The following is a 21,305-nucleotide window of genomic DNA, read 5'->3' as shown; positions in this document are numbered from 1 at the left end:
TGAGGCTTTGCTCGGGAGGGAACTACAGTACGCTATTTCGGCCCAAAGTGTCATTCTAGCGAGGTTGAGGGAACTGGAATACGCTATTTTACTGTTTTCTGGGAAATTCAGCGCTTCTCGTGGAAATAAGACCCTGTAGTTCCGCTACCGCCCTCGCATTCCTGTTTTTTGCCTAGATAGCGTACTGGAGTTCCTCTTAATAAGATTTGTCGCTATGAAGAGGCTACCTTTTTTGGGGCAGCAAGCTCTAAGTCTTGAACCCGCCAAGCCCCTTCACACCATACAGGTTTTGAGATCACGATTGAACTTTAGAGTGCTAATCTCGTCTATAAAAGCAACATCCAATATATGTATATAGGAGAAGCGATGAAGAGACTCGTGAGATTAGTATTTGCATTGATTTTTGTTTGTTTATTATTGTTGCCTGCTTGTGAAAGTGAGACGGTCCCGATTAGCAAGGAGAAGAATACTTCCAGCCAAACACATGTTGTTGTAATTGGTTCAGAAATAGAAGGAATGTACTTGGCGAGGGCTGCGGTGGATGAAGGGCTGTCGGTCGTTGTTTTGGATCCGCGGGAGAAGCCGGGAGGGCAGCTCATTCAAGGTCAAATGCAGTTTTTGGATGAACCTGTGGATGACCACAACAATTCGCTGCTTCAAGGAAGTGTGAAGACTCTTTTTACCCGTTATAAAAAAGGTGAGATACGTAAGGCGAATGAATTCGAGCAGTACTATAATTCACTTATTAAAGGGATTCCCATCGAATCTGGTATCACAATTATTCGTGTGGATAAGGATGAAGGCCATGGAGCGGCAACGCAAACCATTAAATCAATGACTTACCGCTCGGCAGACGGTTCAGAAAAAACCATCAGCGCTAACTATTGGGTAGAGAATACTGATTTCGCTGCGTTAACAGGAGATCTAGGATTAGCGCGTCTTCCTGGGATCGAAACCGTATTCGGGGGATCCAAAGACTACATGGCGGCTTCGATTATGATGAAATTTCGCAATGTGGATTGGAAGAAGTTCCAAACGGAAATCAATAATTTATCCAGAAAAGAAGTTGAAGATAAGTATGGTTCCACGACGACGGTTACTGATAAATTTACATGGGGCTTCGGTAAGGTCGGAGGGGAGTTCGCGCCAAGCAGCAAGGAAGTATTTCTACGTGGGTTAAATGCGATCAATCAACGGGATGGAGAGGTGCTGATCAACGCTCTTTTACTATTTAATGTTGATCCTTCCAATAAGGAAAGTATCCAGAGCGCACTAAACCTGGGGAAATCGGAAACGGTGCGAATCCTACCTCATCTTCGCCAACAACTTCCCGGTTGGGAAAAGGCCGAAATCAATGGCTACCCGGACTATTTATACATTCGTGATTACAACCGCTACCAAACGGAATATGTCCTGCAAGCATCAGACCTCATGAGCGGGAGAATGTTCTGGGATAACGTCAGTATTGGCGGGTACCCCATAGATCTGCAAGGAACAGCAACCCATACGTGGGGTCAGCATAGCGGAGATCCTGACAAGTACGGGATGCCCTTACGCGCTTTTATTCCTAAAGGATATGCAAACGTCATTCTAGCAGGTAAAAATGTGGGTGCTTCAGCCGTCGCTTATGGCAGTGCTCGCATCCAAGCCAACACTTCATTAGCTGCAGAAGTTATTGGTCTCATTCTAGGAAAGCTAAAAGGAGAACCAGGCTTAACTAAGCTAACAGAACAAGAAATGAACGATATCCATTCTTATTTAAAGGACAAATATAGGATTGCGCTGAGTGGTGCAGATGCGAAAAATAAGATAGAAAATCTATCTGGCGATCAAATCAAGCAGGTCGATATGGGGAAGCTCACACTTCCGTAGTCCCCCTAATGAACTCAATAACCTTTATTTGGTCAAAATCGTTCGTTTTGAAAATCTAACGAATTCCCAAGGCGTTATGTCATACAAATGATCACCATTCCGCCTATAAATGACTCGATAACGTTAATACAGTTCATTAGATCACCAAAGTAGCCAATTTCTCGTGAATAAACATCCAGCAGTTCATTAGGACGCCGGACGAACATAACCGCCTAAAGTAACGGTAGCTTTTCCATGTCGTGCAACATTGAAAGCAAGAGGCTGCCCTTAAGTCATTGAATTGACTTTGGGGACAGCCTCTTTGAGTCAATTGAAGTTATGTGCGGCGCATATAGGCAATAACGGTGATAGGTGCGAAAATCGCTACGATCACAATAGCTCCGATGAGCGAAATCACAAGATCCCATCCGGCGGTTCCGGTGTTGGCGAGCTCGCGGACAGCAGTCACAAGGTGCGAGATCGGATTGATTTTAACGAACCATTGGAGCCAATTGGGCATGGTGTCGACGGGCACGAACGCGTTGGAAAGAAACGTTAGCGGGAAGAGAACAAGCATCGAGATCCCCTGCACACTGGAGGCCGTCCGGGCAATTACGCCGAAGAAGGCGAAAATCCAACTGATTGCCCAAGAGCAGAAAATGACAAGTACCGCGGCAATGGCAACGGAACCTAAGCCTCCCTCGGGCCGATAGCCCATGATGAAGCCCATGCTAAATGTGAGCACAGTTGCAATCGTATAGCGGATCGTATCCGCTAATAAAGCACCTGCCAGTGGTGCAATTCGCGCGATGGGCAGAGATTTGAAACGGTCAAATACCCCTTTATCCATGTCTTCACGCAATTGAACCCCGGTGACAATAGAGGTCGTGATTACGGTCTGTACGAGGATGCCTGGAATAATGACTGGCAAATAGCTCATCACGTCACCAGAGATCGCTCCGCCAAAGATATAAGTAAACATCAAGGTGAAGATGATGGGTTGGAGAGTGACATCGAACAATTGTTCAGGTGTACGGCGAAGCTTTAGAAGACCCCGATAAGCCATCGTGAGCGAGTGGCGGACTGTTTGGGCGAAGCTCGTGTGATTTTTCAACTGCCGCTCGGCTCCTGGTTTAATGAAAGTGCTGCTCATGCTCGTGCCTCCTCTAATTTCATTGCACCATCAGGCGAGGCTGTTTCATCTTTAATTCCTTGGCCTGTTATGGTTAGAAATACTTCGTCTAAAGTCGGTTTCTGAACACTCATCTCCGCCAAGTGAATACCAGCTTCGCGGAGCGAAATTAAGAGGTCGGTGACGCCATCAGCATCCGTCATAGGGGCTGTAATCATTCCTGCCGTTACAACAGCTTTTGCTCGCAAGACGAGTTCAACCGTTTGACTGGCTTTCTCGATGTCCTGAGGATTCTGGATTCTTAAATGCAAGGAAGATGTACCCACGGAAGCTTTCAGCTCGTCGACAGTTCCTTCGGCGACAACACGTCCACGATCGATAACGGCGACGCGGTCTGCCAATTGATCTGCTTCTTCGAGATATTGAGTTGTTAATAAAATGGTGGACCCTGTCTTCACCAATCGACGGATCGTTTCCCACATCTGTGAACGCGTGCGCGGATCAAGTCCTGTCGTCGGTTCATCCAGGAAAATGAGGGGAGGTTGGGCGATGAGGCTCGCCGCGAGATCTAATCTGCGGCGCATGCCGCCGGAGAAATTTTTCAGCGGCCGCTTCGCAGCCTCCGATAGGCCGAATTCTTCAAGCAAATCCGCTGTCTTGCGCCGTGCTTCTGCGCGTCCAAGCCCAAGCAAACGTGAGAAGATCATCAGATTCTCAGATGCGCTGAGCGATTCGTCGACCGATGCGTATTGACCTGTTACCCCAATCAATTGGCGAACAACCTGCGACTCCTTTACCACATCGTGCCCAAAGATTCGCGCTGACCCAGCATCTGGTCGAAGTAAAGTCGCCAACATATTAATGGTGGTGGTTTTCCCAGCACCGTTCGGACCCAGCACGCCGTAAATCGAACCCGTAGGTACGTTGAGATGGACACCGTCTACCGCACGATTTTCGCCAAATGTTTTGACGAGTCCGCTCGCTTCTACGGCCCAATTAGATTTGCTTTCTTTCCTGTACACATGTTCCACGGCAAATCCCTCCTTAATTCATTCATATGTGAGCATTATAACTTGCATTTATAAACTGAATATAAACATTGTTTGGCAATTGAGCAGTTGCAATACCTGTTACCGAAGGTAAAACAGCTGTTTGGGGGAACGCTGCTGCATATTCTTACAAAGCATGAGAGATATTCGGGAAATTGGTTCATTTCTAGTCGGAGAGCTCTGAAACGTAGCCTAATATAGATAAAAAGGCGAACGATTTGCTTGATTAATTCGGGAATCCTATGTATTATTAAGATAGATTTTAAAGAGTAGAAGTCAATAATCGTTCTTGAAGGTGATATCATTGTCCCTATCAGATTCTAATGAATACAAGAAGAAGCTGTGTCACCTGTATAACGAGATTTCTAAAGAGTTGTTTGGCTTTGGAACCACCTTGCTCAAGGTATCGATCGATCAGAACATCATTACTTTTCATGCCAAACATCGTCGTTCACCCCGTTCCACGGCACTTGAAGGCGAAGCGCCAACATTGAAGCATGAAGTGGATTTCTATATGTCTTCGATCTATAAGAAGAAAATCCGTGAGAAGTTGGAACAAGAGATGGGTTTATCCATGGACGCGGTATTAAGAGATTATGATCCGCCAACGCAATGGGCCATTACGAACATTATTCTTAAACAAACCGAATAGCACACCACGGTGTTTCACTTTTGATCTATCTTAAGTGGAAACTATATGTATATCAGATGATGTCTCTTTACATTGTTTACAATGAAAAGTGCTCTTGATTAGAAGGTTATCTTCTATCAAGGGCACTTTTCTGTTTATTGGCGCTTATGCGCATAGATGTAAGGCCTCAGGTAACATACTAGTAAAAAATGACAACGGGTTCACGCTTCAAAACATAGATATACACACTTGGGAGGTTATTAAAGATGAAAAAAAGAATGCTTCAAAGCCTTATTTCGCTGTCCGTGGTGGGACTGGCTCTAACAGGATGCGGTTCAGCGCCGTCCAAAGATCAGGGCACTGCAAGCGCAAGCCCAGCTTCATCGGCACCGGCGGCAACAGCCAAAGGAGCGCCTACCGAATTAGTCATTTCTACATGGGGCTTCTCGGATGACTTCTTCAAGAAGGAAGTTTATGCGCCGTTTGAGAAAGAACACAACGTCAAAATCGTTCTGGAAATCGGCAACAACTCGGAACGTCTGAACAAAGTGAAACAAGGCAGCAGTTCCAAAGTGGATCTCATCTATTTATCCGATTACTATGCGCAGCAAGGTATTGAAGCTGGTCTTTTTGATAAGATTGATCGCACGCGTATTCCGAATTTGAAAGACGTCTACGATGTAGCCAAAGCTCCGCTTGGCGAAGATTATGGCCCTGCCTACACGATCGGCCGATTAGGGATCGCCTACAATCCGAAAGCGACAACGAAAGAAATCAAGTCATGGAGCGATCTATGGAGTCCTGAGCTTGCCAAGAAGCTGACGCTGCCGAACATCACTTCAACCACAGGACCCATGATTCTAGACGCGGCATCGGTCGTGGCTGGGAACACAACGTTCAATGCGGATCAAGCTTTCGCCAAAGTGAAAGAACTGAATAAAGGCGTGGTCAAATACTACGGTCAAACGTCCGAGTTCGTGAACATGTTCGCGCAAGGGGAGATTGCCGCTGGGCCAATCATGGAGATGTATGTAAAGGATTTGAAAACGGCAGTGCCGGAAACCAAGTTTGTTTCCCCGACTGAAGGGGCATACGCGGTTATGAATACAGTCAACGTGATCAAAGGAAGTAAAAATAAGCAGCTGGCTGAAGATTTCATCAACTGGCATCTGAGCAAAGAAGTACAAGAAAAATCAGCGAAAGCCAAAGTGGATTCTCCGGTGAATTCGACGCTTCAACTCTCGGCTGATGAGGCTCAAGGCATTACTTATGGAGCGGACGTAGTAAGCAAGCTTCGTAAATTGGATATGAAATTCGTGAACCAAAACCTTAAAGGGTGGATCGACCGCTGGAATAAAGAAGTTACTCAATAGTTGAAGATGGAACAAGGGTATATGTTTGTGGATATACCCTTGTCTGTATGAAATGGGAGGGGTTTATCATGACTAAGAAGGTCATCCTTGATGTGGATACAGGCGTAGATGATGCGCTGGGCATATTGCTGGCCGTTGGCAGCGGAGAAATGGATGTGCTCGGAATCACGACGGTGAACGGCAATGTGTCACTTGACCAAGCTACGCTGAATACCTGCAAAGTTCTTCAGTTGCTGGGAATGGAACAACAGATTCCGGTTATTAAAGGGGCGAATAAGCCTCTATTGCGCACGACTTATTTTGAGCATCGCGTTCACGGCAAGGACGGACTTGGCGGAGCTTTAAGCGATATGCAGGTTCATACGCAACCTGCGGAGGGACATGCGGTCGATTTCATCATCGAGCAAGTGAAGCAGCATGCAGGCGAGGTCACGCTTATTATGACCGCGCCGCTGACGAATCTGGCCCTAGCCGTTATGAAATACCCGGACTTGATTCATCAGGTTCGCGAAGTGGTTGTGATGGGCGGCGTTGTCCAAGGCTTCGGCAATGTGACGCCGACGGCGGAGTATAACATGTACGTCGATCCGGAAGCGGCGAAGATCGTGCTGCATGCAGGCTTCCCAGCTCTAACGCTCGTAGGTTTGGATGTAACCCGCAAGGCGCTGCTGACAGAAGAACATATCCGCTCGCTCGGAGATACGCCGATTGGCCGCTATGTCAGGGAAAGTACAGCCGATTACATGCAGCGCTATCACGAGCGCAACGGTGTGCGGGCTTGCGCCCTTCACGACCCGCTTGCGGTCGGGGTAGCGCTGAATAGAGAGCTGGTTACGACTCGCCATTATTACGTAGATGTAGAAACCCGAAGTGAGCTGTGCGACGGGCAAACGGTCTGTGATTTCCAAAACAGAATGGCCAAACCAGCTAATGTCCATGTGTGTATGGAAGTTTCTGCTGACGCCTTTCTCGACCAATTTATCTGCGCCCTGCGCGCTTAGCGAACCCAGGAACAGGAGTAGAGCTACATGAAAAAAACGTATTTATATTTCCTATTGCTGCCGGGATTACTGTTCCTGACGGTTTTCATGGTGGTTCCGATCCTTCTAACGATAGGTTCAACCTTTTTCAATAAAGGCAGTTTCACATTATCCGGTTACTGGAGCTTCTTCAAGGACCCTTACTTTTTGAAAATTTTATGGACAACCCTGCGTGTAAGTGTGGTCACAACCGTGCTGTGCATCGTGGTGGGCTTCCCCGTTGCCTATTATATCTCCAAGCAAAGCCCGAGGCAGAAGGCTTTTCTGCTTGCCTTGGCGATTTTTCCGCTGCTCACCAGCTCTGTTGTCAGGTCGTTCAGTTGGATGATTATTTTGGGCAAAAAAGGGCTGCTGAATAACGCGCTGATCGCTATCGGCTTGATCAAGGAGCCGCTCGATATCTTATACACGCCCGCGGCGATGATGATCGGTCTGGTCCATTTATTCCTGCCGCTCATTATTATTACCTTGGTCGGTGTTCTTGAGAATATAGATCCGGACCTGTTGAAGGCGGCGGAAAGTTTGGGAGCGGGTCGTTTCACGGCTTTCGTCAAAGTTATCGTGCCGCTTAGCGTACCTGGATTAATCATAGGAAGTATTCTAGTCTTCGTAGGCAGTCTAACAGCCTATACGACACCTGCTTTGCTCGGAGGCAAGCAGCGGGTTATCTCCACATTCCTCTATCAGAACGCGATTACGCTGAATGATTGGTATCTCGCCTCCGTTATTGCGGTCATTATGATTGTGATTACATTTGTGGTCATCGCGCTGATGAATAAACTGGCTGTTAAATTAAATCCGAAGGGGTAGAAATATGCAGCAGAAGAACCGAGGGCTGGCGGTATTTACGTTTCTTGTCTATTTATTTTTGCTCGGGCCGCTCATCATCATTGCATTTGCATCATTCGAGCCAGGGAGTATCTTGAAATTCCCGCCGACAGGCTTCTCTTTAAAATGGTACCGCAACATTCTGGACGTCAAAATGTTCATGTCAACGTTCAACACGTCCATCATCGTCTCGCTGCTTGGCAACTTATTTGCGCTGCTGCTGGGGATTCCCGCTGCTTACGCGTTAAGCCGGTTTACGTTCAAAGGGAAGGAAGCGCTCAATGCGATTTTCATATCCCCTGTGCTAATCCCTGGTATCGTTCTTGGATTCACAATGCTCAAGTATTTGATCGTGATGTACCATCTGCCCGTCTATGCGGCCTTGTTGGTCGGACATACCGTCATCATGCTGCCTTTTATTATTCGGGTTATTGCTTCAAGCTTATCGAATTTCGATTTTGCGATTGAAGAAGCCGCGTTAAGCTTGGGCAGCGGGCACTTGAAGACCTTCTTTAAAGTCGTTCTGCCGAATATCAAATCCGGGATTATTGCGGCAATTTTGATTGCCTTCTTGGAGTCTTTTAATAATGTGGACATTTCGGTCTTTATGACGGGGCCAGGAGTCAGTACGCTGCCTATTCAGATGCTGACTTATGTGGAGAATCATTTTGATCCGACGATTGCTGCTATTTCTGTGCTGCTGATGCTGTTCACAGCTGTACTTATGTTCATCATTGAACGGTTGATGGGTTTATCCTATTTCACCAAACGATAACGGAGGCTTGTATCCATGGCATTGCTATCACTGGAAAAAATTTCGGTTGCCTACGACCAGCATTATATTCTGCAGGATTTCAACCTGAGTGTTGAAAAAGGAAGCCTGATCTCGCTGCTGGGTCCCAGCGGATGCGGGAAAACGACGACTTTGCGGCTTATCGCTGGATTCATCGAGGCGAAATCAGGCACTTTCTCATTGAATGGAAAAGATTATACGCGCGTTCCTGTGAATAAACGCAATTTCGGCTTCGTTTTCCAGAGCTATGCGTTATTCCCGCATTTATCGATTTATGATAATGTGGCATTCGGCCTGCGCTTGCGCAAAGTGAGTGGGGCGGAGCTGGACCGCCGTGTGCGTCATATTCTCGATGTCGTCAGCTTGTCCGGCTTCGAGAAGCGTTACCCCAAGGAGCTGTCAGGCGGTCAAAGACAGCGCGTCGCGATTGCGCGGGCGCTCGTCATTGAGCCCGAACTGCTGCTATTCGACGAGCCGCTGAGCAATTTGGACGCGAATCTGCGCGTCAACATGCGGGTGGAGATCCGCCGCATCCAGCAGGAGCTGGGCATTACGACGGTATATGTATCGCATGATCAGGAAGAGTGCTTCTCGATTTCCGATAACGTGGCGATCATGAATAAAGGAATTATTGAGCAGCTAGGTGCTCCGGCAACGATATTCAAATATCCGAAGACGGAGTTCGTGGCGCGGTTTATCGGGTTTACGAATTTTATTACCTTCGAGTCACGGTTTGATGTCAGTGACGAGATTGCCCTCAAGGTGAAAGAGTATATGTTCACTGTAACCAAGCATGCGAGCAAAGGCGAACAGCTAGGCAAGCAAGGAGCTATCCGTCCAGACGATGTGGTGATGGGAATGCTGGATGAGCTGGATGCAGGGGCCAATCGCGTGAGCGGACGCGTCAAGGTTAGCACGTTCCTCGGGCGAAGCTACCAGTATGTTATTGAAACGGAACTCGGTTCCTTCACCGTGAATAAAGAAATGGAGTTTCCCTATGCGAACGGCCTAGAGGTTCGGCTTCATTTTCCAGGTGAGAAATTAGTCATTGTTGAGTAGTGGACTTGGAGGTGAAGACAGATGCGCATTGATGTACTGATTGAAAATGTTCAAATTTATAACAGTTATTTCAAAACATTTATCCCTGGCAACGCAGCCATTCTGGACGGTAAATTTTTATATATTGGCAAAAGAGGGACGGATAGTTTCGAAGCCGCAGAACGCTTGGACGGAAAAGGCCGTTATATGATTCCAGGTCTTATCGATATTCATTTGCATATTGAAAGCACGATGGTGACGCCGGAGACGTTCTCCTACGGACTCATCCGCAATGGGGTCACAACCATTGTTCCTGAACCCCATGAGATTGCCAACGTCTTCGGACTGGATGGGGTCAAACAATTTATGAAGGCCAGTCAGGATACTGTCGCGGACATGTTCTATGCTCTCCCGAGCTCGGTTCCGGCGACATCAATGGAAACGACAGGCGGCGAGATTCATATCGCCGATTTGGACGAGCTGCTTCGAACAGAACGGATTATCTGTTTGGGTGAAATTATGAATTTCGTTGATGTTATCACAGACCCCGATTGCAAAACGAATCAAATCATCAACCATGTCCGCGCCAACTATCCGCATCTTATCATCGAAGGGCATGTGCCTAAGCTGTTGGATTTGGACCTGCACCGGATGATTTACAGCGGAGTTGACTCGGATCATACGCATCAGTCGATTGAGGGCATGGAAGCCCGGATCGCGGCGGGCATGTTCATCGAAATTCAAGAGAAATCCATGACGGATGAAGTTATGGCTTATTTAATCGAGCATGATGTCTCCGAGCATTACTGCTTCGTTACCGATGACGTGATGGCGGACTCCTTCCAGCGCCGCGGGCATTTGAACCATATCGTGCGCAAAGCAATCGGCATGGGGATGAAGCCTGAGCAGGCTATATATGCCAGCACACTCTCTCCAGCCAAGCGGATGCGGATGTATGACCGCGGGGTGATCGCGCCAGGCAAAATTGGCGATTTCCTGCTGCTTTCCAATCTAGAACAGCTAACGATTGAGCAGGTCTTCAAAGCAGGGCGTAAAGTTTACGATGTGGAAGAGGCCTATACGCCACTCATCAAGCCCCCGGCTTTCCCTGCGCATTATTATCAGAGCGTGCAGATGGCGCCTTTAACGGAAGCGGATTTCGTCGTTCGTATTGAAGAAGTTGATGCTGTTTATTCGTGCCGTAAGATGATGGTGAAGGATGGTTCTACGTTCACGGAAGAGCAGCACGCTCAGGTTGAAGTCCAGCAAGGGAAGCTGCTGTGGCAAGCTAGCGGCAGCGCACTCATTGCAACGTTCGAACGCTACGGGAAGAATGGCAACCGCGCCTACGGGCTGATCGGCGGCGATACGATCAAGCGGGGAGCCATCGCGACGACGTACTCCCACGACAATCATAACTTGCTCGTTGTCGGGCTTAATCCCGCTGATATGATGCTCGCTGCCAACGAAGTGATTAACAACCAAGGCGGCTTCAGCGTAGTGGAAGATGGCCAGGTGATCGCGAACCTCCGGCTGCCCGTGGGCGGCATTTTAACGGAAGAGCCGCTGGAACAGGTAGCCAAAGAAGTGGAGCATCTGCGCCAAGCGATGGAATCGCTGGGCTATCAGCATTATAATCCGATTATGTCCATCAGCACGCATTCGTTGCCGGTAAGTCCGGCTTTGAAAATTACGGACTTTGGTTTAATCGATGTGAATCAGGGCAAAGTAGTTTCGCTTATTGTTAAATAGAGCAGCAGCCAAGGCAACGAAGACAGCCAAGACAGCCAAGACCTCTCCGTCCAAGGACGCGAGGGGCTTTTTTTTTTGGCGCGCCAGAATTTATATGTTTTGGAGGTGAACGAGGAGTTACCGGGGCTGCCTTGCGCGGGAGGGAACTACAGTGCGCTATTATAGCAAAAAGTGTCATTATCGCGATCCAGAGAGAACTACGGTATGCTATTTTGCTGTTTGAAGGGGAATTTCAGCTTTTTCGTGGAAATAAGGCACTGTAGTTCCGCTAATACCCAAGTGTACTCCCTTTTTGCCTAAATAGCGCCTTACAGTTCCCTCTTACTAGGATTTGTTCCTATGAAGAGGCTCATTTCTGAAGGCGGATTAGCTAATTTTCTTATCGACGTTCACCACAAAGTTCTTTGCTCTGGAGGTTTTTGGTCTCAAGGGGCATTTAATGAACTGTATGATGCCTATAGACCGGAAAATGGCTACTTTGGAGGTTTAATGAACGGAGTTGGTGCTACTCGGTACTTTATTGGGCGAATGGTGATCATTTGCTTGAAATAGAGTGTCTGGAGTTCATTAAATGTTCAGAATGAGCGATTTTGGCCGAATAAAGGGTATTGAGTTCGTTAAGGGGCTTGGGATTTGCCTCAGTTCGTTAGGGGCTGGCTTGCCCCACGGTTCATGGACTGGGTGATATAGCCGCAGGGCTAGGTGCGTCCACCGCAGCTTTCTTTACTACGGCGGTTCTCGGTGTTATAGGGCATCTAATGAACTGCATGATGCTTATAGACCGGAAAATGGCTACTTTGGAGATCTAATGAACGGAGTTGGCGCTACCCGGCATTTTATTCGTTGAATGGTGATCATTTGCTTGAAATAGAGTGTCTGGAGTTCATAAGATTTTCAGAATGAGCGATTTTGGCCGAATAAAGGGTATTGAGTTCGTTAGGTGCTAGGGCTTGCCTCAAGGTACGACGTGCGGTCCGGTGGCTTTCGCTTGCGTTTGCCCCTTGCGTTTGCGTTTTCACTTGCCCTATGCAGATAAACGTGATACAATCATCCTGACGAACGTTCGGAAGGATAGTGATTAAATGACTGCAACTCGCATCAGAGAGGTAGCTCTCAAACATTTTGCCAAAAACGGTTATGAAGGTGCATCGCTTGCGGATATTGCTGCTGAGGTAGGCATCAAGAAGCAATCCATTTACACGCATTTCAAAGGGAAAGATGAACTTTTCCTTGATTTGTTTGAGAAAGTCCAAGCGAAGGAATTGAATTTTGTTGCCGATTATCTGCAACGCCATAAGCATCGTTCGATTGATCAGCTTTTGTATGGCTTTCTAATTCAATACATTGATTGCTACGAACAGGATGATAACGCCAAGTTTTTCTTGCGTACGGTCTTTTTCCCGCCTTCTCATCTCTACGAGGTGATTGTCAAACAAGGATACTACCATTTAGAAAAACTAGAAACGATGCTAATTCCTGTATTCGACCAAGCGCTAGCAGATGGGCTTATCACCCCTGATGTCAGCAGAGATACGGGGACGGCGGCTTTCCTTGCTGTGATGGACGGCATGTTCGTCGAATTGCTGTTCGGAGGAGCTGAATTATCGCTTATCAGAATTGAGGCTTCTTGGCTTGTGTACTGGCGTGGCATCAAAAAGTAAAGCAACAGGAGGATTTTACACATGAACCGTAACTGGATTTATATATTTGTAGGTGCTTTTTTTGAAGTAATTTGGGTCACCGGCTTGAAACACTCGGATACCGCATGGGCGTGGATCGGCACAATTATTGCGATGTACATTTCATTTCATCTTGTTATTAGCGCTTCAACTAAACTGCCAGTGGGGACCGTCTATGCCGTCTTCACGGGAATGGGGACAGCGGGCACGGTAGTAGTGGAAATGCTAGTATTCGGCGAGCCGTTCAGGATGATTAAAGTATTCCTTATCCTGCTGCTTTTATCCGGTGTATTCGGACTAAAATTTGTGACATCTGAGCAAGATAAGAAAGGAGCTGCAGTCTGATGGGGTGGATTTTTCTTATGTTTGCCGGCATGTTTGAGGTTGTCGGCGTTGTGGGCATGAACCAGATTAATAAAGCGAAGAATATTCGCTCCTTCAGTCTGTTCATCGTTGGTATTGTCATGAGCTTTGGTCTTCTGAGCCAGGCCATGAAAAGCTTGCCGATGGGGACGTCTTACGCCGTTTGGACAGGTATTGGTACAGTTGGCGGGGCAGTGGTCGGGATGCTGTTCTATGGCGAGTCCAAAGATTGGAAACGGATCGTATTCATAGCGATGGTGTTAAGCGCAGCGGTTGGTTTGAAATTAATTTCCTAATGAACAATAAGAAGAGGCTGCTCAACAGGTTAATAACCTGGCGAGCAGCCTCTGTTCGTATTAGGAGGTTTTACCTAAACGACACCTTGAGCAATCATGGCATCGGCTACTTTGGTAAAGCCTGCAATATTAGCGCCTACAACGAGGTTGCCGGGATATCCGTATTCCTCTGCCGCTTGGACGGCGTTTTTGTAAATGTTTTTCATGATAGCGTGGAGTTTGTCATCCACTTCATGGAATTGCCAGGAGTATCTCATGCTGTTCTGGGACATTTCCAGCGCGGATACGGCTACACCGCCTGCATTCGCAGCCTTGGCCGGTCCAAACAACACGCCTGCCTGCAAGAATACATCAATGGCTTCCAATGTAGATGGCATGTTCGCGCCTTCACCAACGGCTTTGACGCCGTTGCTTACGAGGACCTTCGCTGCATCCTCATCAATTTCATTCTGTGTTGCGCTAGGAAGAGCAATGTCACATGGAATAGTCCATATTCCGTTGCAGCCCTCATGATAGGTTGCGTCTGGATGCTCATCTACATATTCGCTGATGCGCTTTCTGTCCACTTCCTTCAGGCGACGAACCGTGTCAAGGCAGATTCCGTTTTTGTCATGAATATAGCCGTTGGAGTCACTGCAAGCAACGACTTTGGCACCGAGTTGTATCGCCTTTTGCATGGCATATATAGCCACGTTGCCAGACCCTGACACAACTACGGTGCTGCCTTCGAAGCTAAGACCCAGGGATTGCAGCATTTCATTCACAAAGTAAACACAACCATACCCAGTCGCTTCGGTACGTGCTAAGCTGCCGCCATAAATAATGCCTTTGCCTGTTAGTACCCCAGCCTCGTAAGCGCCTCTAATTCTTTTGTACTGACCGAACATGAAACCAATTTCGCGGGCACCCACACCAATGTCTCCTGCGGGTACGTCGGTATCTTGACCCAGATATTTATAGAGCTCCGTCATGAAACTTTGCGTAAAGCGCATGATTTCATTATCGGATTTGCCTTTAGGATCGAAATCCGAGCCGCCTTTACCACCGCCGATAGGCTGGCCTGTAAGGGAGTTTTTGAACGTTTGTTCAAACCCGAGGAACTTAATAATGCTAGCATTAACGGAAGGGTGAAAACGCAATCCGCCTTTATAAGGGCCAATGGCACTATTAAATTGAACGCGAAAACCACGGTTCACGTGTGTAACCCCTTGATCATCTACCCATGGCACGCGGAACGTAATCAAGCGCTCGGGTTCAACGATGCGTTCAAGGATACCGGCCTTCATGTACTTCGGATGTTTAGAGAGAACTGGAATCAGTGACTCTAAAATCTCCTTAACGGCCTGATGGAATTCTTTCTCATATGGGTTGCGTTTGACTACGGTTTCGTATACGCTGTGTACATATTGGCTGGCAACGACTTCATTCTCTACTTCATTGTGTACTTGAACAATCACGAATCTCTCCACCTTCAATATCAGTAATAGTAAAATGTCTAATATAATAGTTTTACCTTATCCAAGGCAATAGAGCAACCAAAATTTACATGTCATGTAAGCTTACTCGGCTTGGGAAAAAAACTGCGAAACCCGTGAAAGCTTGATGCGGCGCGTTTTTTTGGGGCAATATCACCGTATATTGAATAGATGCGGCACCAATTAGAAGTAGAGGCTGTCTCCAGGTTGAAAACCTAGAGCAGCCTCTATTTGTTCAAATATGTTAATTGTGCATCCTCATATCTGCCCTACAGCAAAACCGGTTGCCCCAGTTTTACGGATTCGTATCCAGCTAAAGCAACAATAGTCGAACGCAAGCCATCTTTTCCAGTAATCGGCACCTGCTCGCCGTTCAGCAGCGCAAGAACGAATCCCTTCACTAAGTATTCGTCCATAGAGTCTCCCCAGAAAGTCCAGACACCTTTTCCGTTAGCTTCACTATATAATTCGTTCTTTTGAGCAAAACCATCAACTGCAATCGTGCCTTTGGTACCGATGATCGTCATCGTTACATCTCCCCAAGTAGGAAATGACGAATTCCGTGACCAGCTTGTATCCAAGACGCCAATGACCCCATTGGCGAACTTGACATGAATCATGCCAGCATCGTCGATAGTAATGTCTTCATTAAATAATGTGGCTGAATAAGCGTATACTTCCTTCACGTCCGATTGGGTAAACCAATTCATCAAGTCCATCACATGAACGGTATGATCCAACAAGGCACCGCCGCCGGATAACTCGGATTGGAGGAACCAACCGGAAGGAAGCGAACCGCGATTGGTTCCCTTGATCGCTACGATATCCCCGATCTCACCTTGGTCGATGGCTTCCTTCGCTTTCATCACGGAAGCCAAATATCGGCAAGGAAAAGCTGTCATAAGTTGAACGCCGTTCTCTTGGCATGCGGAAATCATAGCTTCCATTTCGGTAAGGGAAAGGCCGAGCGGCTTTTCACAAAGCACGTGCTTGCCTGCTTGTGCCGCTGCTATTGTGAGCTTGGCGTGATGAACGTTTTCCGAACAAATAACGACTGCATCAAGATCGGTGGCGAGCAAATCCTCATAATTGGCATAATAGGGAATTCCATATTCGGTTGTTACCTTTTCTACGCGGCTCTGGATCTCGTCAGCGATGCCAGTGATTTCGACATTCGACATGGCTCTGAGCGATTCCAAGTATGAGTATGCATGGCCGTGGGCAAAGCTGATTATCCCTACTTTTAATTTCTTCATGCTGTCTCCTCCCCGAGCTGCGGACTTGGCTGTAGGTAAACAGATTTTCCCGTCTGTACCGACTCGAGCGCAGCCATGGTAATCTCTAATGCTTTATAAGCATCGTTAGCCGAAACGATAGGCTCGCTTCCCTCGCGGATGCACTGAATGAAATGGGCTAATTCCAGTTCATAAGGACTGGAGAACCCTGGACTTTGCGGAACTTCTGCGAAACGTCTTTCTTCCGAACTGGAAGGCGCTTTGCAGATCTGCAAGGAGCTGCTTTTCTGGCTATCGCTACGGATAAGCCCTTTGCTGCCGGCAATTTCTACAGCGGTTTGGAACGGGCCATGATATCCCCAGAATGCTTCTAGATTGGCAACGGCGCCGTTCTCAAAAACCAGAGTGACCAGTGCGTAGTCCATCTCATTTACCCGGTGGTTCAAGCCGTAAACGGACTTCACGTCACCGACCGCCCAACGTAGAAAATCAATATCGTGGATCATGAGATCGGCAATGACGCCGCCGCTTTTATCGGCATCCTTAAACCAAGGTTTGACATCCCCAGGGTGAGAGCCTATGCGTTTGGCGTGAACGACGCCGACTCGACCCAGCTTGCCCTCATCGATGGCTTGCTTCATTTGAACATATTCGGGGAAAAAGCGAACGACATGTCCGACAAAAAGATGAACGCCATTCTGTTCGCAGCTTTGGATCATGGCTGCAGCGTCTTCCAAATTAAGCGCAAGCGGCTTTTCGCAAATCACATGTTTGCCGGCTTGCGCCGCTTTCAATGTATACTCTTTATGCAAGAAGCTTGGCAAAGTCACGCTGACAACATCGAAGTCAGTTTCGTTCAGCATAGCTTCAAAGGAATGATAAGCCGCTGCACCTGTTTTCATCGATAGTTCTTGTGCTAACTCGAAATCTACATCGCAAACGCCAACCAGCGTTACATTCGGCATGTTCATATAACTGAGGGCGTGTACATTTCCCATACCCCCGCAACCGACAATGGCTACTTTCATGCAAATTCACTCCTTGCTTCCTAGTATAAAAATGTTTAACTAAGATATATGATATACATATTGCTGGATACCGTATATGCGGACATTTATTCTTTTTATATCCATATTTGTGATTATCGAAAGTGTGGTGCTTAAAGCAGTGGAAATTTTTAAAGAACCGATACCTTATCAAAACGCTTCGTTATGCATGAAAGTCTGGAGATTTATTCAATCTGGTCAAGAGCAGCAGCACGGGAATGCCTGGCATTATCATAAAGAAGTTGAGTTCATTTTGGTTGAGGAGGGGAGACATGAAATTCAAACCCCTAACCATACCTACTTGTTAAATGCTGGGGATGTTATGGTGATCGGCTCTTCCCAACTGCATAGAGGACGGAAGATCGGCGATCAGGATCTCGTCTATATCGTGCTGCATATAGACCTGCAGCCTTATTTCGATCCGGCTATGATGATGTACTATCGGCATTTCCTGGAAATATTTCAGCCATTGGAAGAGCTGAATTACATTTTCCGGGAGAACGAACAGGCGAGGAAAGACATTGGACGGATTATCACAGAAACACATAATGAAGTTATGGATCAAAATAAAGGTTTTGAAATCGCAGTCAGCATGCATATGAAACATCTGCTCCTGCTGCTGCTTCGCCACGACAATCGTGAGGTGCTGACGACGCATGTCAATGTGGATGCCGATGTTGATATCATTCGATCACTTGCCGCTTATGTCGATGACCATCTGACAGAGAAAATAGACCTGGGAGCAGTGAGCCAGCTTGCTGGCATGAGCTATTCTTATTTCTCCAAATATTTTAAAAAGAAAATGGGATCATCATTTATAGATTACGTTAATCGCAAACGGATCTCGAAAGCGGAGCGGATGCTCGTCACCGAAACCCGCAGTGTAGGCGAGATTGCTGAGTCAGTAGGCATAGAAAATATGGCGCATTTCTATGAACTGTTCAAACGTTTCAATGGGTGTACGCCTAAACAATATCTTCATAAAATGTGTGTGGAAAGCCAAGTTAAACCAAGTGAATAGGAAGCAAGTTTTGTATTATTACCACTATCTGCTCCGATTATGGCTACCATTGGTCTTTTCTACGGTGTCACGCATTGGAATTAATATTTTAAAGGCATTTTCTATTTATCTGATAAAACACCAACTGTCTCTCGCGGAAGTAAAGGAACTACGATGCGCTATTCGAGCTAAAGGTGTCATTTTCGGTAGGGTGAGGGAACTACAGTACGCTATTTTGCCGTTTCATGGAAATTTTCAACGTTTTCGTGGAAATAAGATCCTGTAGTTCCGCTATTACCCACGCATCCCTACTTTTTCCTAATTAGCGTCCTTTAGTTCCCTTACAAGGTTTTGCCGCTAAGAAGAGACTGATCTATTAGGGCGGCGAAGCCGTTTTCTTATTTGGGTTTGGGGTGAGCGAAGCTTCCCCCTATTAATTGATGTCCATGTAGACTTCTTGTTACTTTGCTGCCTCCCAGGACATGTATTGAACTGTATGATGCTTATAGACGAGAAAATAGCTGCTTTGGCGATCTAATGAACTGTATTGGCGCTAACGAGCAGATTCAAGGCGGAAAAAGGAACGCTTGCTTGAAATAGCGCGTCCGGCATTCGTTAAATTTTCAGAATGAACGATTTTGTTCGAATAAAGGGTGTTGAGTTCGTAAGGGGGCTTGCGTCAAGGTTCATAGCCGCGCAGGCAAGGTTTTTCTTAATGTCAGATATAGCGGGAAATGCCTTCCGGCAATCCATATCGAGAGTATGGTTGGCTATGCCTTCTGATAAGGGTCCCCAAGGACTGCTATTCGTGTAAGACGGCCGCTTTTCGCTCAAATAAGAGCTCTTTGAGCAGAAGCTTTTCAAAAAACCTAATAAGAATAGTATGAGAAACCTCATTACATTGGATAAATCCAATGTAATCGTGAATTTGGCCGCCCAAGGGGCTGTTGGATTGGATTTATCCATTGGAATCCTCGAATCTGCCGCTTATATGGCGTTTTTTATCAGATAACATTGGATAAATCCAATGTAGATACGAATTTAACTGTCTATACGGTTTTTAGATTGGATTTATCCAATCAAAAACGTGAGCCGTTGCTTAGATATTGGACGTGCGGCCGCACGGTCCGAGTGATTCAGCTACTTTCCCTTGCATCTACTTTCAGCGTTCTCCCAACCATCTGTCTAAACTAGCTAACTTCAAGATTCCGCACCAGACCGCATGAGGAACCTCATTACATTGGATAAATCCAATGTAATCGTGAATTTGGCCGCCCATCGAGGCTGTTGGATTGGATTTATACATTGGAATCATCTGTAAGGCGGGAAAACAGCTTTACAGCAGGAACTTGTGCACGACAGCATCGAATCAGGTGCATATAAGGTTGAAAAACAGTGTTACAGCGGAGGCAGCAGCTGTAGCGTGTTTTACAGCGTTATCGCTGCTCTTCCGCCTCGGGCCGGCTACTTTAACACTGTAAAACAGCGTTAAATCTGCAATTGCTGACGCGCTCCAACCGCTTTTCCCGCTGTAAACTCGATTTAAAGCGTTACAACCATGCTTCAGCCTCAGCAGGCCACTTTAACGCTGTAAAATTGCGTTAAATCTGCCGATGCTGGCTTGTCTCCTCGTATATACAGAGCCGAATGGATATGATATCGTTACTTTTGGGGGAATATGTTGAAAAATGATAGGAGTTGGACATAATCATGAGTAAAATTGCTATCTTTGGTTTTGGACGTATCGGCAGGCAGTTGCTTCGCGTTGCATTGCAGGACAAATTATTTGTCCCTCTTTCCATTTCAGATATTAAAGATGAAGCTACGCTGACTGCATTATTTGAAGTCGATACGAACTACAAGCGTTGGCCGGAAGAGGTCTCCTCTCAAGATGGCGTCATTGTCATTGGAGGACGCGAAATACCCTATATAAACTCGCTCAAGGAAGTACCTGACTGGAAAGCTCTTGGTGTAGATCTTGTCATTGACTGTACAGGAAGAGCAGTGACTCGTCCGGTTGCGCAAATCCATTTGGATCGTGGTGCGAAACGAGTGCTGGTTAGCGGACCAAGCAAAAGCCTGGAAGATTGCGATGCGGTATTGCTTAAAGGCATCAATTTGGATAGTTTCGATCCAGACAAACATAAAATCATCAGCATGGCGAGCTGTACGACGAATGCGTTGGCGCCTGTCGTTAAACTCGTAAAAGAGAATTTTGGAATTAAGTACGGGTTATTCTCTACGGTGCATTCTTATACGAACACGCAGTCGCTCACGGACCAGCCGATGAAGGATCGCAGGGATTCCTGGGCGGCAGCAGAAAATATTATTCCTTCTTCCTCTGGTGCGGCTAAAGCACTTAAATTTATTTGGCCGGACCTGCAGATTACGGGGAAAGCCTATCGGATTCCTACGCGTACGGGAAGTATTGCTGAACTAAATTTAATTACAGAAAAGCCATGTACCGTACAGCAGGTGAACGATATGTTCCGATCAGCAGCTAAAGAGGGCGAACTGAAGAACGTGCTTGATGTTTTGGAAGGCGAGTGGGCATCTTCACGGATCGTCGGAGATTCTCATTCCTCCATCATTGATCTTCCTCACACACAAGTTCAAGGCGAGATCTTGTCCATTGCCACTTGGTACGATAATGAATGGGGCTATGCCTCGCGGTTGGCGGAAGTTGCCGCGCATCTGGCTAAGCAGTAGCCACGAAGTTTTACC

At 46.9% G+C, this 21,305-nt stretch carries 18 protein-coding genes; 13 read left to right on the top strand and 5 right to left on the bottom strand.

Annotated features, from left to right (window positions below; genetic code table 11):
- Positions 1 to 366: 366 nt before the first annotated feature.
- On the top strand, positions 367 to 1,872 hold the full coding sequence (locus IEY34_RS13535) for an FAD-dependent oxidoreductase (protein ID WP_189012371.1): 1,506 nt from the start codon (positions 367 to 369) through the stop codon (positions 1,870 to 1,872).
- Positions 1,873 to 2,188: 316 nt separating this feature from the next.
- Here the strand turns inward: IEY34_RS13535 and IEY34_RS13530 are convergent, their stop codons facing one another.
- On the bottom strand, positions 2,189 to 3,004 hold the full coding sequence (locus tag IEY34_RS13530; RefSeq protein WP_189012369.1) for an ABC transporter permease: 816 nt from the start codon (positions 3,002 to 3,004) through the stop codon (positions 2,189 to 2,191).
- On the bottom strand, positions 3,001 to 4,014 hold the full coding sequence (locus tag IEY34_RS13525; protein WP_189012366.1) for an ATP-binding cassette domain-containing protein: 1,014 nt from the start codon (positions 4,012 to 4,014) through the stop codon (positions 3,001 to 3,003). The genes IEY34_RS13530 and IEY34_RS13525 overlap by 4 nt, the downstream gene beginning before the upstream one ends.
- Positions 4,015 to 4,336: 322 nt before the next feature.
- Between IEY34_RS13525 and IEY34_RS13520 the strand changes: the two genes are divergently transcribed.
- The 10 genes from IEY34_RS13520 (at position 4,337) to IEY34_RS13475 (ending at position 13,825) form a co-directional block, all read left to right on the top strand.
- On the top strand, positions 4,337 to 4,684 hold the full coding sequence (locus tag IEY34_RS13520) for a DUF2294 domain-containing protein (RefSeq protein WP_189012353.1): 348 nt from the start codon (positions 4,337 to 4,339) through the stop codon (positions 4,682 to 4,684).
- 245 nt (positions 4,685 to 4,929) lie between these two features.
- Entirely contained in the window at positions 4,930 to 6,036 is a 1,107-nt protein-coding gene (locus IEY34_RS13515; RefSeq protein WP_189012351.1) for an ABC transporter substrate-binding protein, read from the top strand.
- A gap of 68 nt (positions 6,037 to 6,104) precedes the next feature.
- Positions 6,105 to 7,037, top strand: coding sequence for a nucleoside hydrolase (locus tag IEY34_RS13510; protein WP_189012349.1), 933 nt, complete (start codon positions 6,105 to 6,107; stop codon positions 7,035 to 7,037).
- Between the two features lie 27 nt (positions 7,038 to 7,064).
- Complete coding sequence (locus IEY34_RS13505; protein ID WP_189012347.1) at positions 7,065 to 7,886, top strand: ABC transporter permease; 822 nt, start codon at positions 7,065 to 7,067, stop codon at positions 7,884 to 7,886.
- A 4-nt stretch (positions 7,887 to 7,890) separates the two neighbouring features.
- Positions 7,891 to 8,679: an ABC transporter permease gene (locus tag IEY34_RS13500; protein WP_189012345.1), complete on the top strand. Its 789-nt coding sequence runs from the start codon at positions 7,891 to 7,893 to the stop codon at positions 8,677 to 8,679.
- 15 nt (positions 8,680 to 8,694) lie between these two features.
- Positions 8,695 to 9,756 (top strand): ABC transporter ATP-binding protein, encoded by a 1,062-nt coding sequence (locus IEY34_RS13495; protein WP_189012343.1) that lies wholly within the window; start codon positions 8,695 to 8,697, stop codon positions 9,754 to 9,756.
- Positions 9,757 to 9,777: 21 nt separating this feature from the next.
- A complete protein-coding gene (locus IEY34_RS13490) occupies positions 9,778 to 11,487 on the top strand; it encodes an adenine deaminase (RefSeq protein WP_189012341.1) in 1,710 nt (569 codons plus the stop codon).
- A 1,082-nt stretch (positions 11,488 to 12,569) separates the two neighbouring features.
- The gene (locus IEY34_RS13485) at positions 12,570 to 13,148 is read left to right on the top strand and encodes a TetR/AcrR family transcriptional regulator (protein WP_189012339.1); all 579 of its coding nucleotides are present in this window, start codon (positions 12,570 to 12,572) and stop codon (positions 13,146 to 13,148) included.
- A 21-nt stretch (positions 13,149 to 13,169) separates the two neighbouring features.
- Positions 13,170 to 13,511 (top strand): DMT family transporter, encoded by a 342-nt coding sequence (locus IEY34_RS13480; protein ID WP_189012337.1) that lies wholly within the window; start codon positions 13,170 to 13,172, stop codon positions 13,509 to 13,511.
- Positions 13,511 to 13,825, top strand: a complete 315-nt coding sequence (locus IEY34_RS13475) for a DMT family transporter (RefSeq protein ID WP_283214743.1) — start codon at positions 13,511 to 13,513, stop codon at positions 13,823 to 13,825. Before IEY34_RS13480 ends, IEY34_RS13475 begins: the two co-directional genes overlap by 1 nt.
- Positions 13,826 to 13,899: 74 nt before the next feature.
- On the opposite strand, the gene gdhA is transcribed toward IEY34_RS13475, so the two are convergent.
- From gdhA to IEY34_RS13460, 3 genes are all read right to left on the bottom strand, one after another.
- On the bottom strand, positions 13,900 to 15,282 hold the full coding sequence (gene gdhA / locus IEY34_RS13470; protein ID WP_189012334.1) for an NADP-specific glutamate dehydrogenase: 1,383 nt from the start codon (positions 15,280 to 15,282) through the stop codon (positions 13,900 to 13,902).
- Positions 15,283 to 15,569: 287 nt separating this feature from the next.
- On the bottom strand, positions 15,570 to 16,556 hold the full coding sequence (locus IEY34_RS13465; RefSeq protein ID WP_189012332.1) for a Gfo/Idh/MocA family protein: 987 nt from the start codon (positions 16,554 to 16,556) through the stop codon (positions 15,570 to 15,572).
- On the bottom strand, positions 16,553 to 17,563 hold the full coding sequence (locus IEY34_RS13460; RefSeq protein WP_189012330.1) for a Gfo/Idh/MocA family protein: 1,011 nt from the start codon (positions 17,561 to 17,563) through the stop codon (positions 16,553 to 16,555). Before IEY34_RS13460 ends, IEY34_RS13465 begins: the two co-directional genes overlap by 4 nt.
- A 139-nt stretch (positions 17,564 to 17,702) precedes the next feature.
- Here IEY34_RS13460 and IEY34_RS13455 point away from each other — a divergent pair, with 139 nt between their 5' ends.
- Both IEY34_RS13455 and IEY34_RS13450 read left to right on the top strand, forming a co-directional pair.
- On the top strand, positions 17,703 to 18,602 hold the full coding sequence (locus tag IEY34_RS13455) for a helix-turn-helix domain-containing protein (protein WP_189012328.1): 900 nt from the start codon (positions 17,703 to 17,705) through the stop codon (positions 18,600 to 18,602).
- Positions 18,603 to 20,291: 1,689 nt separating this feature from the next.
- On the top strand, positions 20,292 to 21,290 hold the full coding sequence (locus IEY34_RS13450) for a type I glyceraldehyde-3-phosphate dehydrogenase (protein WP_189012326.1): 999 nt from the start codon (positions 20,292 to 20,294) through the stop codon (positions 21,288 to 21,290).
- Positions 21,291 to 21,305: the final 15 nt, after the last annotated feature.

This window comes from Paenibacillus marchantiophytorum (assembly GCF_014640555.1).
Lineage (GTDB): Bacteria > Bacillota > Bacilli > Paenibacillales > NBRC-103111 > Paenibacillus_E > Paenibacillus_E marchantiophytorum.
The sequence above is the reverse complement of the archived record's forward strand: the minus strand, read 5'-3'. Positions and strand labels throughout refer to the sequence as shown.

Excerpts from the sequence above, each read along its gene's own strand:
- IEY34_RS13535 (WP_189012371.1), top strand. The coding sequence starts at position 367 with ATGAAGAGACTCGTGAGATTAGTATTTGCATTGATTTTTGTTTGTTTA.
- IEY34_RS13530 (WP_189012369.1), bottom strand. The coding sequence starts at position 3,004 with ATGAGCAGCACTTTCATTAAACCAGGAGCCGAGCGGCAGTTGAAAAAT.
- IEY34_RS13515 (WP_189012351.1), top strand. The coding sequence starts at position 4,930 with ATGAAAAAAAGAATGCTTCAAAGCCTTATTTCGCTGTCCGTGGTGGGA.
- IEY34_RS13510 (WP_189012349.1), top strand. The coding sequence starts at position 6,105 with ATGACTAAGAAGGTCATCCTTGATGTGGATACAGGCGTAGATGATGCG.
- IEY34_RS13505 (WP_189012347.1), top strand. The coding sequence starts at position 7,065 with ATGAAAAAAACGTATTTATATTTCCTATTGCTGCCGGGATTACTGTTC.
- IEY34_RS13500 (WP_189012345.1), top strand. The coding sequence starts at position 7,891 with ATGCAGCAGAAGAACCGAGGGCTGGCGGTATTTACGTTTCTTGTCTAT.
- IEY34_RS13495 (WP_189012343.1), top strand. The coding sequence starts at position 8,695 with ATGGCATTGCTATCACTGGAAAAAATTTCGGTTGCCTACGACCAGCAT.
- IEY34_RS13490 (WP_189012341.1), top strand. The coding sequence starts at position 9,778 with ATGCGCATTGATGTACTGATTGAAAATGTTCAAATTTATAACAGTTAT.
- IEY34_RS13485 (WP_189012339.1), top strand. The coding sequence starts at position 12,570 with ATGACTGCAACTCGCATCAGAGAGGTAGCTCTCAAACATTTTGCCAAA.
- IEY34_RS13480 (WP_189012337.1), top strand. The coding sequence starts at position 13,170 with ATGAACCGTAACTGGATTTATATATTTGTAGGTGCTTTTTTTGAAGTA.
- IEY34_RS13475 (WP_283214743.1), top strand. The coding sequence starts at position 13,511 with ATGGGGTGGATTTTTCTTATGTTTGCCGGCATGTTTGAGGTTGTCGGC.
- IEY34_RS13465 (WP_189012332.1), bottom strand. The coding sequence starts at position 16,556 with ATGAAGAAATTAAAAGTAGGGATAATCAGCTTTGCCCACGGCCATGCA.
- IEY34_RS13460 (WP_189012330.1), bottom strand. The coding sequence starts at position 17,563 with ATGAAAGTAGCCATTGTCGGTTGCGGGGGTATGGGAAATGTACACGCC.
- IEY34_RS13450 (WP_189012326.1), top strand. The coding sequence starts at position 20,292 with ATGAGTAAAATTGCTATCTTTGGTTTTGGACGTATCGGCAGGCAGTTG.